This is a genomic window from Streptosporangium sp. NPDC006930 (assembly GCF_040635605.1).
Taxonomy (GTDB): domain Bacteria; phylum Actinomycetota; class Actinomycetes; order Streptosporangiales; family Streptosporangiaceae; genus Streptosporangium.
This window is the reverse complement of sequence record NZ_JBEYID010000006.1, coordinates 81,841-98,491: the sequence shown is the minus strand read 5'-3', so window position 1 is coordinate 98,491 and position 16,651 is coordinate 81,841. Positions and strand designations below refer to the sequence as shown.

The 16,651-nt window shown below is 69.7% G+C and carries 8 protein-coding genes; 7 read left to right on the top strand and 1 reads right to left on the bottom strand.

Annotated features, from left to right (window positions below; genetic code table 11):
- Nucleotides 1-16 precede the first annotated feature (16 nt).
- Complete coding sequence (locus tag ABZ664_RS12920) at nt 17-2,683, bottom strand: SUMF1/EgtB/PvdO family nonheme iron enzyme (RefSeq protein ID WP_362507549.1); 2,667 nt, start codon at nt 2,681-2,683, stop codon at nt 17-19.
- 599 nt (nt 2,684-3,282) lie between these two features.
- Between ABZ664_RS12920 and ABZ664_RS12915 the strand changes: the two genes are divergently transcribed.
- The 7 genes from ABZ664_RS12915 (at nt 3,283) to ABZ664_RS12885 (ending at nt 16,649) form a co-directional block, all read left to right on the top strand.
- Nucleotides 3,283-7,146, top strand: coding sequence for a hypothetical protein (locus ABZ664_RS12915; protein WP_362507546.1), 3,864 nt, complete (start codon nt 3,283-3,285; stop codon nt 7,144-7,146).
- On the top strand, nt 7,143-10,028 hold the full coding sequence (gene pglZ / locus ABZ664_RS12910) for a BREX-2 system phosphatase PglZ (protein ID WP_362507543.1): 2,886 nt from the start codon (nt 7,143-7,145) through the stop codon (nt 10,026-10,028). The genes ABZ664_RS12915 and pglZ overlap by 4 nt, the downstream gene beginning before the upstream one ends.
- Nucleotides 10,029-10,041: 13 nt before the next feature.
- Nucleotides 10,042-11,349: a BREX system ATP-binding protein BrxD gene (brxD, locus tag ABZ664_RS12905; RefSeq protein ID WP_362507540.1), complete on the top strand. Its 1,308-nt coding sequence runs from the start codon at nt 10,042-10,044 to the stop codon at nt 11,347-11,349.
- A 58-nt stretch (nt 11,350-11,407) separates the two neighbouring features.
- Complete coding sequence (locus tag ABZ664_RS12900; protein ID WP_362507537.1) at nt 11,408-13,666, top strand: DEAD/DEAH box helicase; 2,259 nt, start codon at nt 11,408-11,410, stop codon at nt 13,664-13,666.
- Nucleotides 13,667-14,143: 477 nt separating this feature from the next.
- Nucleotides 14,144-15,763: an ATP-binding protein gene (locus ABZ664_RS12895; RefSeq protein WP_362507534.1), complete on the top strand. Its 1,620-nt coding sequence runs from the start codon at nt 14,144-14,146 to the stop codon at nt 15,761-15,763.
- Between the two features lie 98 nt (nt 15,764-15,861).
- Nucleotides 15,862-16,296 (top strand): roadblock/LC7 domain-containing protein, encoded by a 435-nt coding sequence (locus tag ABZ664_RS12890; protein WP_362507531.1) that lies wholly within the window; start codon nt 15,862-15,864, stop codon nt 16,294-16,296.
- Nucleotides 16,293-16,649 carry a DUF742 domain-containing protein gene (locus ABZ664_RS12885; RefSeq protein ID WP_362507528.1) on the top strand — a complete coding sequence of 119 codons (357 nt, stop codon included), beginning with the start codon at nt 16,293-16,295 and terminating at the stop codon, nt 16,647-16,649. The genes ABZ664_RS12890 and ABZ664_RS12885 overlap by 4 nt, the downstream gene beginning before the upstream one ends.
- The last annotated feature ends 2 nt before the right edge of the window (nt 16,650-16,651 follow it).

Genomic DNA, 16,651 nt, shown 5'->3' with positions numbered 1-16,651 from the left:
CGATCGCCCTCGGTTTTCAAAGGGAATACGCCATGCGGAATCCCACGTATTCGTTACGGGTCTCCGGGGCGAGGGAGTATTTATTGCTGACCGCGCTGGCCCCTTCCGCGGAGCCCGCCCACGAGCCACCGCGGGCACATTTGTGCTCTCCCTGCTCCGGACCGGCCGGATTGTGTGTCCGGTCGATGTCATGCTGCGGCGCCCACCAGTCCTGCACCCAGTCGAAGGTGTTTCCACACATATCGGCGACCCCGTAGGGACTGTCACCACCCGCCGGGGAGTATTGCCCGATCGGAGTGGTTTGCCCGGGGCCTCCGATTCGCGTGTTTCCTTTCTTCGGGTCATGGTCGTCGCCCCACGACCATAGTCGTTTCACCTTGCCAACGGGATCCCAACCTGCCGCCATCTCCCACTCCGCCGCGGTCGGAAGCCGGACGGAAATTCCGGATTCACCCCTGTACCAGCGACAGTAGGAATTTGCCTCGTGCCAGCTCACCTGGGTCACCGGATGCTCCGTGATGCGTTTCGGCGGCGCCTCACCGCGCCAGTGTTCCGGCGAGCGGAGCCCGGTGGCCCGGATGAATTGGAAATATTCGAGATTGGTGACGGGAAAGCGCTGGATGGCGAAAGGCGATACATAGGCACGATATTCCGGCCGAGAATGCTCGAATCTACCGTCGTCCGTACCGAACACGAACTCCCCGCCCGCTATCGTGACGAACATGTCGACCACCGGCGGTGGATGCTCCTCCGTGGCGAGCATCCTGGCGGCGGTACGGCGGGTCGCCGGATAGTCACTGTTCAGGGCGCGCTTCAGAAGTTCGTGTCCTGCGGGGGCCGGCGTTCCGGACAGCCAGTGCAGCACGGCCAGCTGAAGCCCGGGATCGGGGGCCGCCACGATCCGGTGAAACTCCTGCCAGATGTCGAGGCCGGAGGTGACGGCCCTCTCGGCCCACCAGCCGACGTCCTCATCACGGTCGAGAGCGGCCAGCAGCATCAGCCGTGCCTGGCCGGGTGTGAGGTCGAGCTCCTCCCGATGTCTCTCGATCGTGGTCCACTGGATCTGGCCCGGCAGGACTCCCAACCGGTCGAAGTCCATCACCGACTGATTCAGGATCTGCCGGGCGTATTTCCGCTCCACGTCCTCGGGCTCGATCCAGGCCCAGATCTTGCCGGCCAGGATGTCGTGGGCCAGTTCGTACAGCCGGTCACGTCCGTGGATCGGCCGGACGACACGCCTTTTCGTGAGCTCCTGCAGGGCGTCCTGCAAGGTCTCGGCGGAGATGCCGAGGCGACGCGTCATGGTGTCGCGTTCGATCTCCTTGGCGGTCATCGCCGTCTTGGTCTTGTCGGCCGAAACCATGCACTTCAGCACGGCCTTCGCCGTCTCCCTGCGGTCAGGATCGAGATCCTCCAGCGTGTGGTCGAGGTATTCGGCGAGAATCCCCGGGGTTCCGCCCAGCCGTTCGTAGGTGGCGAGCCGGAGCACGCCGGAATCCGGAGAACCGGCCCGGTGGAGCATGTGGCAGACGATCTGGAGATGCGCCGGATCGACCCCACCGTCGTCCAGGTCACGGAGAAGCCGGTCGAGCAGGTCGGCCTCCGTCCCTATGCCGAAACGCCGCTCCGTGGCCGAGAGAAACTCCGTGGCCTGGGCGTGGGACAGCCGCCGCACCCAGTAGCGATTCTTGAAAACGGCGTCCATGGGTGGTTCGAGTTCCAGCAGGCAGTGCAGGAAGTCCTCCCTGATGACCACGACCACGCGGAGGTCGAGCAGGTCACCGGTGAGGCATTCGTCGAGCTGCCGGGCGAACTCCGCGCGTGAGTCCGGGCCCACCCGGATGAAGAACTCCTCGAACTGGTCGATGACGACGACCGTCGGCCGGTCGCGAAGCACCGCTCGCAGCTCGCCGTACAGGTTCTTTCCCTCCGAGGAGTCGTCATCCCGAGGGCGTATGGCGGAGAGGATCTCCGTCGCCGGATGCTGGAGTGCCCGGACGGTGTAGGTGTCGAACCCCTGGGCGTGCAACCTCGGCACCAGGCCCGCGTTTATCAGCGAGGTCTTCCCGACACCGGACACACCGGTGATGAGCACGAAAGGGCTGCTCGCGACCATCGCCGCGATGAGCGCGGAATCCGCGTCGCGCCCGAAGAAGACCTCGGCGTCCCCTTCCGTGAAGTAGTCGAGGAACTTGAACGGTTTCGTCCGTGTCCGGGGCTGCTCAGCGGTCTGTACCCGGAGCGAGCGTCCACGCGGGGCTCCCTCCTGCGCCAACCGCGCCAGTGACCGGCGCACCGGACCTGAGACGAGGTCGTACCCGCGGTGGCGCCACACCGCGGCCGACGCCTCCGATTCCTCCTCGGCCAGGATGTACCGACGCCGGGAGTATGTCGGCGAGGTCTGCAGCAGGGTGTGGACCATTTCCAGAAAGGGATCGTCCAGGCGGTATCCGACGAAGAGCAGCGTCTTGGTCACCAGGATTCCTCGCACGATGATGCCGACCTGGTCGATCGCCGTCGAAAGCCACATCAGCCGGTCCTGACTGACGACGAGTGAATCCGGCTGGGAGACGCAACCGGCGAGTTTGATGAGCCAGGGAGGGTGATCGTCTGTCGCGTAGGCGGCGTTGACGGGATCGGCGATCACGGTGTGCTGATTGCGACCGGCTGCACTCAACGCCATTTCAGCGCTATACGAGACACTTGTGGATATAAGTGCCTCTGTAGCCAGTTTCGCGGCGAGTACGAGTTCCTCACCGACTTGTGGGTTCGTGACCCCCAGTTCCTCTCGAATCAGCCGGCCCAAGGCATGTCGCCCGCGCAGCGCCTCGTATTGCGAGGCGAGGATCGGAAGGTCGCGGTGGGTGAGATGCCGAGGCGCATCGCCACCGAGCCTGCGGGCGAGTGCCGTCACCATCTGCTCAGGAGTGGCCGGCCCCCTGGGTCGCCCCGTGTTCAGCCCGTCACCGACGACGGGCACGACCTCTCCGGCGGCTGCGGCCTCCAGGAGTTCCGCCGGAAATCTTCGCATATGACACCACCGGCCCGTCAGTACGCGAAAGTTCACAAACCGCACTACAGCGACAAAGTCCCTGCTCCGGATAGTTGTGAGGTGCACACCCGGCGACGATTCTGACTAGGCGCACGATATCACCCGCTCTCTGGGAGTTACCGGCAACCGGACATAACACTCCAGCGAATGACCTTCCCCGCGGCGTCATCCCACGGATACCTTAATGAGTTCAAGAAATCGCCTGTCGCAGGTCAAAACAAGTGAGGGACATGACAACGCCACACCAGCCGCCGTTGCTTCGGGAGTTCATCGACATTCCCGAGGGGATGAGCGACAGCGATTTCGTGCTCAAACTCGCCGAAGGGGTGACCGACGCCGAGTCGACGCTTCGCGACTACGTCATCACCGAGGACCTGGTCGCGAACTTCGATCGAGCTCTCGGGCTGATCAAGGCGGCGGTCACCGGGCACAGCTCGAAGGCCGCCTACCTGCACGGGTCGTTCGGCGCCGGTAAATCCCACTTCATGGCCGTGCTGCACGCGCTGCTGCGCGGAGAGAAGACCGCGCGTGAGCGGGTGGAGTTCGCCGGGCTGCTGGCCAAGCACGACTGGCTGATCGGCAGGCGCTTCCTGCTTGTACCGTTCCACCTGCTCGACGCCAAGTCGCTGGAGCACCGGGTGCTGGGACGCTACGTCGACTACGTCCGCTCCCTCGAACCCGACGCGCCCATCCCCTCCGTACACCGCACCGACGCCCTGCTGGCGCAGGCGGCCCACCTGCGGGCGCGGATCGGCGACGAGGCGTTCATCCAGGGGCTCCCCGGTGGCGACGAGGTCGACGAGTGGGGCGACCCCAGGCCGTCCTGGACCTCCGAGCAGCTCGACTCCGCCTTCGCCGGGTCCCACGTCGACGCCTCCGACGGCCACGACGAGCATCCGATCGTGCTCACCGCCGAGGACGAGCTCCGGCGCAAGCTGGTGAACGAGCTGCTGCAGACCTGGAACACGGGGTTCTTCACCAACGCCAAGGAGGACGCTGAGGGGTTCGTCTCCCTGGACCGGGGTCTGCTGGAGATCAGCAGGCACGCCAAGGACCTCGGCTACGACGCGCTCATCCTCTTTCTCGACGAGCTCGTCCTCTGGCTCACCAACTCGGTGGGCGATCCGAAATTCGTGTCCCGCGAGGTACAGAAGATCACGAACTTCGTGGAGTCCGGCGACGCGACCCGCCCGATCCCGGTCATCAGCCTCATCGCCCGCCAGCGCGACCTGCGCGACCTGATCGGCGAGGAGGTGGTCGGCGCCGTCGAACTGGGCTTCCAGGACACCCTCGACCTGGCCAAGAGCCGTTTCGACACCATCACGCTGGAGGACCGCAACCTGCCGGTGATCGCCCAGCAGCGGTTGCTCACCGCGAAGGACGACGCGGCCGCCGCCGCACTGGCCCGCGCGTTCGACCAGACCAGCAAGGTCAGGCGCGAGGTGTGGGACACCCTGCTCGGCTCCGGCAACGCCACCGGCGCCGACATCGACGCCTTCCGCAGGACCTATCCCTTCAGCCCCGCCTTCATGGACACCCTCGTCCACATCTCCAGCGCTCTCCAGCGCTCCCGTACGGCGCTGAAGCTGATGCGGCGGATCCTCATCCGCCGCCGTGACGACCTGCGGCTGGGCGACCTGATCCCGCTCGGCGACCTCTACGACGTGATCTCCGAGGGCGGCGACGAGCCGTTCACCCAGAAGCTCAAGGTCGAGTTCGAGGCCGCGCAGAAGCTGTACGACACCAAGCTCCGCCCGTACCTACTGGGCCGCTACGGCGACCTCACCGAGGACGAGATCGCCAGGGTGCGGCGCGGCACCGAAACCGAGCCCCGGCTGGCCGGGCGGGTGCGGGCGTTCACCGGCGACGACCGGCTGATCAAGACGCTGCTGCTCTCCGCGCTCGCGCCGACGGTGCCCGCGCTGCACAACCTGACCGCGAGCCGCCTCGCCGCCCTCAACCACGGCAGCGTCACCAGTCCGATCTCCGGTGGCGAGGTCGGGCTGGTGGCACGCAAGGTCGAGGAGTGGGCGGGCCAGTTCAACGAGATCAAGTTCGCCAAGGCCGACGATCCGGGGGTCGGCCTCGAACTCGTCGGCGTCGACATCGACTCCATCCTGGACAACGCCCGCAACGCGGGAGCCGACACCACCGGCACCAGGAAGAACCTGATCATGAAGCTCCTGTACAGGGAGCTGGGCGTGACCGAGACCGAGCAGTACGGCGGCGACCGGTTCGACCTCGCATGGCGCGGCAGCAAGCGGTCCGTGGAGGTCGTCTTCGGCAACATCCGCGACCACGACGACCTCAGGGACGACGCCTTCCACCCGGCCGACCCGACGAGCTGGCGGGTCATCGTCGACTACCCGTTCGACGAGGGCGACTACACCCCCGCCGACGACCGCAACCGGGTGCAGATCATGTTCGCGAACGGCTTCCGCGACCGCACGCTCTGCTGGGTGCCCGCCTCCCTGTCCGCCGAGCGCACCCAGGACCTGCGCAGGCTGGTGACGATCGAGTACGCCCTGCACGGCAAGCGGTTCGACGAGGTCGCCAAGGATCTCAACCCCACCGACCGGCACCGGGCCCGCCAGACCCTCACCGGCCAGGGCGTCGTGCTCTCGAACAAGCTGGCCGAGACACTCCGGCAGGCGTACGGCCTGACCGGCAAGCAGCAGGGCGACGTCGTCACCGGCTTCGACGACCACCTGCTCTCGCTGTCGGAGGAGCTGAACCCCCGCCTGCCCTCCGGCGCGTCCCTGGCGGACGCGATGGCCGGCCTGGCCGGGCAGATGCTGACCTGCCAGTTCCCCGCCCACCCCGACTTCGACCCCGACCACGTCGGCGGCGCCGCCGTGGTCAAAGCGGCCGACACCAGGCTGGTGCTCGACTACGTCCGCAAGGCCGTCGAGGCGTCCGACGGGCGGGTGGAGGTCGACAAGCCGCATCGCGCCACGATGCGCCGCATCGCCAACCCGCTGCTGCTCGGCGAGATGCACGAGGCCGCGTTCGTCCTCGGCTCGCACTGGCGCGGCCACTTCAACCGGTGCGCGGCACAGGACCGGGTGACCGGCGACCTCAAGATCCCTGTGCTGCTCGACTGGATCGACCGGCCGGAACGGCGTGGCCTGGACCGGCTCGTCGCCTACCTGGTCATCGCCTGTTTCGCCGAGCAGACCGACCGGTCCTGGACCCAGCACGGCGGCCCGGTCAATCCGGAACTCGCCCAGATCAGGGACGACATGGCGCTCCGCGAGGAGAGCCTGCCCGACGAGAAGGTCTGGGAGACCGCGCGCCGGCGGGCGATGGAGATCTTCGGCCGGAACCCTCCCGCCGCGCGCCGGGCACGGCTGGCCGGGCTCTTCGCCCGCGAGCTCTCCGACGACGCGCGCCGCCACCGCGACGCGGCGCACACCCTGGTGGCCGAGCTGGAGAACCGCGGGGACATGCTCGGACTCGACCTCGACGCGAGGGAGGGGCGGCTGCGGACCGCCCGTCAGGCCGCCGACCTGCTCGACGGGCTGGGGTCGCGACACGGCAAGCTGGAGATCATCGAGCAGCTCGCGTCCGCCGACGTCGGCGAGGCCCCGCAGCGGGTGGGCAAGAGCATCAAGAGCGCGGCGGCGGTGGTGACCGCCCTGCGTACCGCCCGCTGGGACAACTTCGCCCACCTCGCCGACCTGGGCGAGCCGTTCAGTGCCAGGGCAGAGCTGATCGTCGGCGAGCTGCGCCAGGCGGCTCTCGCCGACGAGCTGACCCTCCCGCTGGCCCCCGCGCTGGCCCGGGCGGGCTCGGCCGCGGGAGACCTGATCCGCGAGGCGATCCGCCGCCGTGACCCCGTCCCGGACCCCGTCGGTCCCGGCCCCGTCCCCAACCCCCCGCCCGGCCCTCGTCCGGAGGTCATCTACAGCGGGCCGGTCTCGCGGCTGGAGGAGCGGTTGTCGCGGCTGCTCACGGACGCCCGTACCCTCGCGGAGGCGAACCCCGACCTGGAGCTGAGACTCACCGATCTGCTCACCCAGGCGCGCGCCCTCGCGAAGGCGGATCCCGGCGCCGACGTCGAGATCTCCATGCGATCGGTCCCCCGCCGGTGAGCCCGGCCTCGGTCGCCTCACGGCCGCTGCCCATCACGATCGCCGCTCTGGAGCAGGAGGTCGCCCGGCTGCTGCGCAGGTACGCCAAGAGCGACCAGCGGGTGCTGCTCATCCGGGCCGCCCCCGACTGGGCGGGTGCGGACGAGATCACGCTGAACGGCCGGACCGTACGCATCGCCGCGTGCGTGTCGCCCCTGGCGGTCATGGAGCAGGTCACGGCCCACCTGGATCGCGACGGCGGCGAGGGCGACGGCGACGACGGCTCTGTGCTGGTCGTGCTCACCGACGCGGAGGAGAGCACGCTCGGAGTCGGTCTGCTGAGCAGGGTGATCCGGCAGCGGATCTTCGTCGTGGAGCCCTGGCGGCTGGTCGAGGAGAGCTTCGGCGCCCAGCGGACGGACCCCCGGCTGGTGGCGGAGGGCTGGGCTGCCGAGGCCCTGATCGACGCGATGCCCCCCGGCGGGTGGCCACGACTGACCGGCGCCATGCTGACCCGGGAGATCGCGCTCGGGCAGCTCGCGGCCCGGCGGCTCCGCCTCGACCGGCTGGGCATCGGCGCCGACGAGCTGAGCGCCGCCGCGCTGCTGCTCTGGAGTTCGGACCCCGCCGCGGTGGAGGCGTTCTGCGGCCTGCGGGAGACCGAGCGCGAGGGTCTGCGGTCGTGGCTTCGTGAGACCACCGGCAGCACCGTCGACGTGCTGTTCCAGCTCGTGGACGGCGGCCACGCCGCCGACGCCCTCGCGCTGGGCCTGGTCTGCGGCGCGCTCTGGAACCCCTCAGCGGAGGGCGTCGCGCAGCGTGCCCAGGGAGGCGCGCTCGCCTACATCTCGGCCGTGAGCGCGGACACGTCCGCGCGCGGTGGCCCGCACCCCTCGGTGGAGGACGCGAGCATCCGCGCCTTCGCCGCCACCGCCGAACGTTTCGTGGCCTGGCTGCTCCGCGACGGGGGTGACGCGGGCGAGGCACGCCTGGCGCACGCCACCCTGGAACGGGCCGAGGACCTCGTCGTCCAGTTCGGCGCCAGGGCCGCCGCCCGGCACAGCGACCTGCTCGGCTCCGGCTTCGAGGACAGGCTCGACGACGTCGCGTCCGCGCTGTCGGCGGCGCTCGAAAAGCGCTCCGCACCAAGCCTGGCGGTGCTGGCCGACACGGTCGCGGGACTGCGGACGCACGTGCTCGCCAGGGCGGAGAGCCACCGGGTGCGCCGCGCCGAGATGGCTCAGCGACTCCTCCAGTGGCTGGTGCGGCCACATGTCACGGCCGAACGGGTCAGCGGCGTCGGCCCGGCCGTGCAGGCACAGATCGACGAGTGGGGCTGGGTCGACCGTGCCCGCGACGACCTCTGGCTCGGTGAGCCGCACCACAGACCTCTGAAGGAGGCGTACCGAAGACTCCACGACCTCGTCCGCACCCGGGGACACGAGCTGAACAGGGCGTTCGCCGCGAAGCTCTCCGCCTGGACCGCCACGGGACCCGGTGACCTGCTCACCGTCGACACCGTGCTCCCGCGCGTGGTGGCGCCCCTCGTCGCGGACAGATCCGACCGGGGCCGTCCGCTGCTGTTCGTCGTCCTGGACGGGATGAGCGCCGCCGTCGCCACCGAACTGGCCGAGGAGCTCCGCGAGCGGAACTGGGAGGAGTACGACCCGGTTCCGGACTCCGGAGGCCGGGCACGCAGGCGCGCGGTGGTGGCGGCGATCCCCACCATGACCAGGGTCTCCCGGGCCAGCCTGTTCGCCGCCCGCCTCGTCACGGGGGACGCCGCCGAGGAACGCAAGGCATTCGAGAACCACCCGTTCTGGAAGGGCCGGAAGGTCCGGCTGTTCCACAAGGGCAGCCTCTCCGGCTCCGCGGGCGAGTCCCTGGGAGAGGAGCTGACCACTGCGCTGGAGGACGTGTCGACACATGTCGGCGTGGTGCTGAACACGATCGACGACACGCTGGACAAGGGCAGGGGGCGGATCGACGACGCGTGGGGGGTGGCCGACGTCGGCATCCTGCGTACCCTGCTGCACCACGCCCGGCTCCAGGGCAGAGCGGTCATCCTGACCAGCGACCACGGTCACGTACTGGAGCGGGGCGGCACGCTGCGTACCGTCCCCGATCCCCGCTCGGCCCGCCACCGCGACGCCGGAGCGCCGGTCGGCGAGGGCGAGGTGGAGCTCGCCGGTCCGAGGGTGGCGGGTGGGCGTCTCGTCGCGCTCTGGGACCCCTACCTTCGCTACCTGCCCGGTAAGGCCGGTTACCACGGCGGTGCCTCGCTGGCCGAGGTCACGGTCCCGCTGCTCGCGTTCCTCCCGCTCGGCTCCTCGGTGCCCGACGGGTGGCGGGCCCTGCCCGACCAGCGTCCCGAATGGTGGTCGCTGGAGGCGGCACCCTCGCCACCCTCGCCACCCCCGCCACCCTCGCCGTCCCCGGTGCCGCAGGCCCCCGCCGGACCCCGTACCAAGGGCAGGAAGGCCCCGCAGGTCGCACAGGGCCCGACGCTGTTCGACGACTTCCAGGACTTCGAGGAGGTGGCGGGCTCGGCCGCGGTCGACGAACCCGCGGCCTCGAACCCGAACGAGACCCTGGTGACCGAGCTGCTCGCGACCGAACTGTTCGCGGCGCAACACCAGATGACGCCGCGCAGGGTGCAGAAGGCGAAGATCCACGCCGTGCTGCTCGCCCTGCTGGACACGGGCGGCCCGCTCCCCCTTCCCGTCGTGGCCCAGAGCGCGGGGGAACACACCGTGCGGGCGGCGGGGTTCGTCGCCACGCTCCAGCGGATCCTCAACGTCGACAACTATCCGGTGCTCTCCATCACCGACAATGGCCGGAGCGCCCGGCTCGACGCACATCTGCTGAGAGAGCAGTTCGGGCTCGGAAACCCGAGGAAGTGAGAGGACGGCCGTCGTGACAGCAGACGTGTCGGTGAGTGCCGTCCGGCGGCGCGAGGTGATCGACGCGCTCCGGCAGGGTGCCGTGCCACAGGCGGGTCTCGACCTGCTCGCGGTCGGCCTCGGCCGGTTCGGCGACACCGTCGGCGACGAGCTGGACACCCTGGCCTCCGGCGGCTCGGTCTTCAAGGCGGTCAGGGGTGAGTACGGCTCGGGGAAGACCTTCTTCACCCGCTGGCTCGCCGAGCAGGCCAAGCGCAGGGGTATGGCGACGGCCGAGGTCCAGGTTTCCGAGAACGAGACCCCGCTGCACCGGCTGGAAACCGTCTACCGGCGACTGACCGAACGCCTCTGCACGGCGAGCTACCCGCCCAGCGCCCTGCGGCCCGTCGTGGACGCGTGGTTCTACGTGCTCGAAGAGGACGCGCTCACCGCGGGCGCCGACCCCTCGGAGCTCGGGCAGGCGGTCGAGGACCTGCTCGCCGAGCGGCTGGCCGGGGTGAGCCGGTCGGCGCCCACCTTCGCGGCGGCCCTGCGCGGCTACCGGGGCGCCTCGGCCGCCGGGGACGCGGCGACCGCCGACGCGATCCTGGCGTGGCTGGGCGGCCAGCCGAACGTCGCCGCCGCTGCTCGTCGCACGGCCGGTGTCCGAGGCGATCTCGACCACTTCGGCGCGCTGGGCTTCGTCCAGGGGCTGCTGACCGTGCTGCGCGACTCAGGTCACCCCGGCCTGGTGCTTGTGCTGGACGAGGTCGAGACCCTGCAGCGGGTGCGGTCCGACGCCCGGGACAAGGCGCTCAACTCGCTGCGGCAGCTCATCGACGAGGTCCACTCGGGCCGCTTTCCCGGCCTCTACCTGCTGGTCACCGGGACGCCCGCCTTCTTCGAGGGACCGCAGGGCGCGCAACGGCTGGCGCCCCTCGCTCAGCGGCTGGCCACCGACTTCACCGGAGATCCGCGCTTCGACAATCCCCGGGCCATCCAGATACGGCTGCCCGGCTTCACCCTCGGCTCCCTCGGCGAGCTGGGAACCAGGGTCCGTGACCTCTACGCCGCCGGAGCCTCCGTACCCGGCCGGATCGTCTCGGTCGTGGACGACGGCTACCTGGCGGACCTCGGCCGCGCGGTGACGGGAGAGCTGGGCGGCCGGGTGGGGGTCGCGCCGCGCCTGTTCCTGCGCAAGCTCGTCGACGTGATGGACCGCGTCGACCAGTTCGAGGAGTTCGACCCCCGGCGGCACTACGCGCTCACCCTGGCCGCCTCGGAGCTGACCGAGGTGGAGCGGAACGCGATGTCGGCGGACAGTGTGGAACTGGACCTGTGAGCGATCCGGTGCGTCCCCCTTCGGCCCTCTCGGAGCCGACCGACATGGAAACAGAGCCGTGAGCGACCCGGCGCCTCTGCACCCCACTCTGGTGCACCATCTCGTCAACACGCTCGGGTGGCCGTCGCTGCGCCCCCTCCAGCAGCAGGCGCTGGGGCCGCTCGCCTCGGGGCAGGACGCTCTGCTGCTCGCGCCGACGGCGGGAGGCAAGACCGAGGCGGCCGCGTTCCCGCTGCTGTCGGCGATGGCCGCGCAGCACTGGACAGGCATCTCGATCCTCTACGTGTGCCCGATCAAGGCGCTGCTGAACAACCTGCTGCCCCGGCTGGAGCGGTACGCGGAATGGCTGGGGCGCCGGGTCGCCCTCTGGCACGGCGACGTCACCTCGTCCAGGCGGGCCGCGATCCTGCGCGACCCGCCCGACATCCTGCTCACCACGCCGGAGTCCCTGGAGTCGATGCTCGTCAGCACCAAGGTGGACCACCCGGTGATCTTCGCCGGGCTGAGGGCCGTCGTGGTGGACGAGGTACACGCGTTTGCAGGTGACGACCGGGGCTGGCATCTGCTGTGCGTCCTCGAACGACTCACCCGCATCGCGGGACGTCCGATCCAGCGTGTCGGTCTGTCCGCGACGGTCGGCAACCCCACCGAGTTGCTGGCCTGGCTCCAGGGATCGAGCCGCGGGAACCGTACGGGAGAGGTCATCTCGCCATCCGGCGAACCGTCCGGGAACTCTCCGGATTCGATCGCCCCGTCCCCGCCCACTCACGACCCGTCCGCTTCTTTCGGTCCGTCCTCAAGCCCTCCGACCTGTCACGACTCCCTTTCCGTCCCGCCCGGGGGTTCTCCCTCCCTCGCCGATCCGTTCGGAGGCTCCCCCGGCGGCCCGCCTCCGGGTGATGTCGAGCTCGACCACGTGGGCTCCGTCGCGAACGCGGCCAAGGTCATCGCCGCACTGCACCGAGGGGAGAAAAGGCTCGTCTTCTGCGACTCCCGGCAACTCGTCGAGGAACTGGGCACCCGGCTGCGTACGCTGGGTGTGACGGTGTTCCTCTCCCATGCCTCGCTGTCCGTCGAGGAACGCCGCCGGGCCGAGCACGCCTTCGGCGAGGGCCGGGACTGCGTCATCGTCGCCACCTCCACCCTCGAACTGGGCATAGACGTCGGCGACCTGGATCGGGTCATCCAGATCGACGCGCCCTCCACCGTGGCCTCCTTCCTTCAGCGTGTCGGCCGTACCGGGCGGCGCCCCGGCTCCACGCGCAACTGCCTCTTCCTCGCCCTCGACGAGCAGGGACTGCTCCGGGCCTCGGGACTGCTCCGCCTCTGGGGACGACACTGGGTCGAGCCGGTCACGCCTCCGCCCGAACCTAGGCACATCGTCGCGCAGCAGTTCCTCGCCCTGTGCCTGCAGGAGTATCGGATCGGAGACCGTACCTGGCCCGAGTGGTGGCCGGGCCTCGAACCCTTCGGCGCCGAGGCGGCACCGATCCTGCGGCACCTCGTCTCGGCGGGGTTCGTCGACACCGACGGCGGCATGCTCTTCATCGGTCCGGCCGCGGAAAAGGCGTTCGGGCACCGCCATTTCATGGAACTCACCACCGTTTTCACGGCGTCACCGCAGTTCACGGTCCTGCACGGCCGTGCCGAGATCGGCCGCGTCGACCCGTCGCTGCTCTGCGACCACCGCGAGGGACCCCGGCTGCTCCTGCTCGCCGGCCGGAGCTGGCAGGTCACCTGGATCGACTGGAGACGCCGCCGTTGCTTCGTCGATGCGGCGGAGCACGGCGGGCGCGCCCGATGGCAGTCGGGCGGCCTTCCACGGGGGACGTCCTTCCAGCTCATGCAGGCCATCCGGGAAGTGCTCCTGGGCGCGACCCCTCCCGTACGGCTGACCCATCGCGCCGTCGACGCGCTGGCCGGCGCGCGGGAGCGGCATCTGGACGTCGTCCACCCCGGCGGTTCGGTCATCGTGCGCGGGGACGACGTGCGCTGGTGGACCTGGGCCGGGTATCGCGCCAACCTGACCCTGCGGAGCACGCTCGCCTCGGTGGCCGACCCCAAGCAGCAGGTAACCGACGCCTGGTTGCGCCTTCGGACAGACGTATCCAAGGAAAGCTGGACCTCCGCCCTGCGGGACTCGGCCGAGGGACTGTGCCTGCCGGAACCCGACCCCGGAGCGCTGGAGGGCCTGAAGTTCAACACCGCCCTGCCCGCACGACTCGCCGAGCGCACCCTGGCCGCCCGCCTGGCGGACTTCGACGGAGCCCGCGCCATCTTGAACCAGCGGCACCGTTTCTCCGTCTCCAGCGGTTGAGATGTTGCGGCAACGGGTGTTCCGACCGTCGGCGGTGATGACGATCTGGTCACGGGTCTGTTCACCGAGCACCACCGTAAGTACGACGTCGAATGCCGCGGCGAGCGCGGCCGGACGATCCTCTTCCGGCCCATCGGGACGACAGGGCCGCACACCGCGAACCCACCCGGAAAATCATCACTATATGTCCATAAATGTCCTAATAGCGAGCATTAGTCAATGGATGCGTTGACTACTGGTTGATTAAAACTGAAACACATGGTTCGAGAGTGACTGTCTGTTCTTGACCGTAGCCATGGTGCTACGGTGTCTGCCTGTTCACGCTCTGCTGTTGAAACGGCACCGCATGGCCGTCCCGCCCGACAGGGAACAGCAGGTTCGACGCGGCCTTGTCATGCCCTGCCGCCACCCCCGAGGACGCCGATGTCAGTAGATGTACCCCACCGGGCGCGGAAAAGGTTTTCACCGAGGGAACTGGTGGTCCTCGCCGCTCTCGGCACCATGGTCATTACGGCCTGCGCGTGGTTGTGGGCGATATACGCCGCCCCCTATGAGGCCAGAGGGCTGATGGCGCTCGTCGGCGGGGTCTCGGCTCTGCTGCTGTCCGGCGCCGTCGCCGCCGCCGTCCACTACGCCGGCACCGGTCGCCGGCTGCGTGAGCAGGCCGAGTGGGCCGGCGCGCGGTTCACCTGGCTGGAGCGGGAAACGCTGCGAATGGCCGAGGAGTCGCTGCCCTCGCTGGGACGTCAGGTGCGCGACGGCGCCTCGGTCGCCGACGCGCTCTCCCAGATGCCGCAGCCTCCGGAAGGCCCGCTGCGGCACCTGCTCGGCTCGGCCGGGCACGAGCTCGAACTGCTCGAACGCGAGCGCGCCGTCGCCCAGGCCTCCCGTGAGACGACCGAGGACGAGATCTCCCGGCTGATCGACGAAACGCTGCCGGAACTGGTCAGGCGGATCCAGACGAACCGGATGGCGGTGAACTCCGCGCTGGCCGAGATACACCAGCCGGAGCACGAGCCGCTGCGCGACCTGCTGCGCGAAACGGCGCGGCAGCTCTCCGAGAGCGAGCGCAGGGGCACCGCCGTGATGGCGGCGTGCGCCGGGGCTGCGGCCCGGGTACAGGCACAGGCCACCAGCCTGCTCGCCCGGCTGCGCGAGCTGGAGGAGCAGTACGGCGAGCACGAGGAGGTGTTCGCCGACCTGCTGGACCTGGACCACCGCATCTCCCAGGTGAGCCGGCTGGCGGACAACGTCGCGCTGCTGAGCGGCGGCCGTTCCGGGCGGCGATGGACCCGGCCGATCGTCATGGAGAGCGTCCTGCGCGGCGCGATGGGCCGCATCGGCGGCTACCGGCGCATCCGGCTGCACTCCACCAGCACCGCCGCCGTCGCGGGATACGCGGCCGAGGGCGTGATGCACGCACTGGCCGAGTTGATGGACAACGCCGCCACGTTCTCGGCGCACGGCACCGAGGTCCACGTGTACGTGGACGAGGAGGACGCCGGTGTGGTGATCACGATCGAGGACAGTGGCCTGGGGATGCGCCCGCGCGAGCGGCAGCACGCCGGCAGGATCGTGTCCGAGCCGCTCGACATGCGGACGCTGTCCGGTACCCGGCTGGGCCTGGCGGTCGTGGGACGCCTGGTCGACAAGTACGGGATGACGGTCAGCTTCCGGTCGTCCGCCCGCGGTGGCATGGGGGTCGTGATGCTGATCCCGCGCCTGCTGATCACGCAGCCCCTGCCGGTCACCGTGCCGCCCGACGCCGAGGCGTTGATCCGCCGCCCCGTGCGGGCCACCGTACAGGCCACTGCGCAGGCCGCCGTGCGGACCACCGCGCAGGCCACGGCGTCGGCTACCGTGCCGGCACCGGCCGTACCCGCGCAGGAGGGGCCGGCCGACGAGTCAGAAGATCTGCTGCCCAGGCGGCGCCGGGGGCAGACGCTGGCCGAGGCGACCAGGGCTCGGCAGGCGTCGCCGGCCAAGCCCGTGCGCGAGGGGCGTGACTCGGCTGCGAGGTTCGCCGCGTTCCGCCAGGCCGGCGGCCGTGGGCCTACGTCCCCTCCGGCCCCTTCCCCGGCCCCGGGCGACTCTTGACACGTGTCCGCCGACCACCGGACATCTTTGGATTCACAGATGAGGAGGCAGGGGCCGTCCCTCCCGGGCCCGCGCCGAAGGGGCACCCCGTCGTTTCTATGAGCACAACCGACGCTTCGAACACCACCGATCGTGACTTCGACTGGCTACTGGAGAACCTCAAGAAGAAGACCCCGGGGATCAGGCATGTGCTGGTGCTGACCAGGGACGGCCTGAAGATGAGCTTCACCGCCGGTCTCGGCCGGGACGGGGCCGACCAGCTCTCCGCCCTGGCCGCCGGGATCCAGAGCCTCTCGCTGAGCGCCTCCGCCGAGTTCGGGGACGGCATCGGAGCGGGGCAGGCGATGGTGGAGTTCGCCGGCGGACTGCTGCTCATCGTGCCGGCCGGGGACGGTGCCCACCTGGCCGTGGTCGCCGACGAGGACGGCGAGGTGGGGCTTATCGCGCACAACATGAACGAACTGGTGGAGCAGATCGGGGTCTACCTCACCGCGGCACCGCGGCAAACGCAGAGTGGCGACGACCGCGGATGACACGGCGAGCCATCGACCGCGAAGACCCCGACCGGCTCTACACGGTCACCGGAGGGCGTACCAGCGCCGACGAGAAGACCTTCGACTCCGTCTCCCTCATCGTCAGCGAGTGCACCCCCACCCCCGGTATGCAGTCCGAGCACATCAAGATCCTGCGGATGGCCCAGCGGCCGACGGCGGTGGTGGAGATCTCGGCGGAACTGCGACTGCCGGTCAGCGTGGTGAAGATCCTGCTATGCGACCTGCTGGACACCGGTCGCATCACCGTCCGTCATCCGTCGACCGCCGTACAGGCCGGACGACCGGATCCAGAAATCCTGAGGCAGGTGCTCGTTGCACTCCACAACCTCTGACC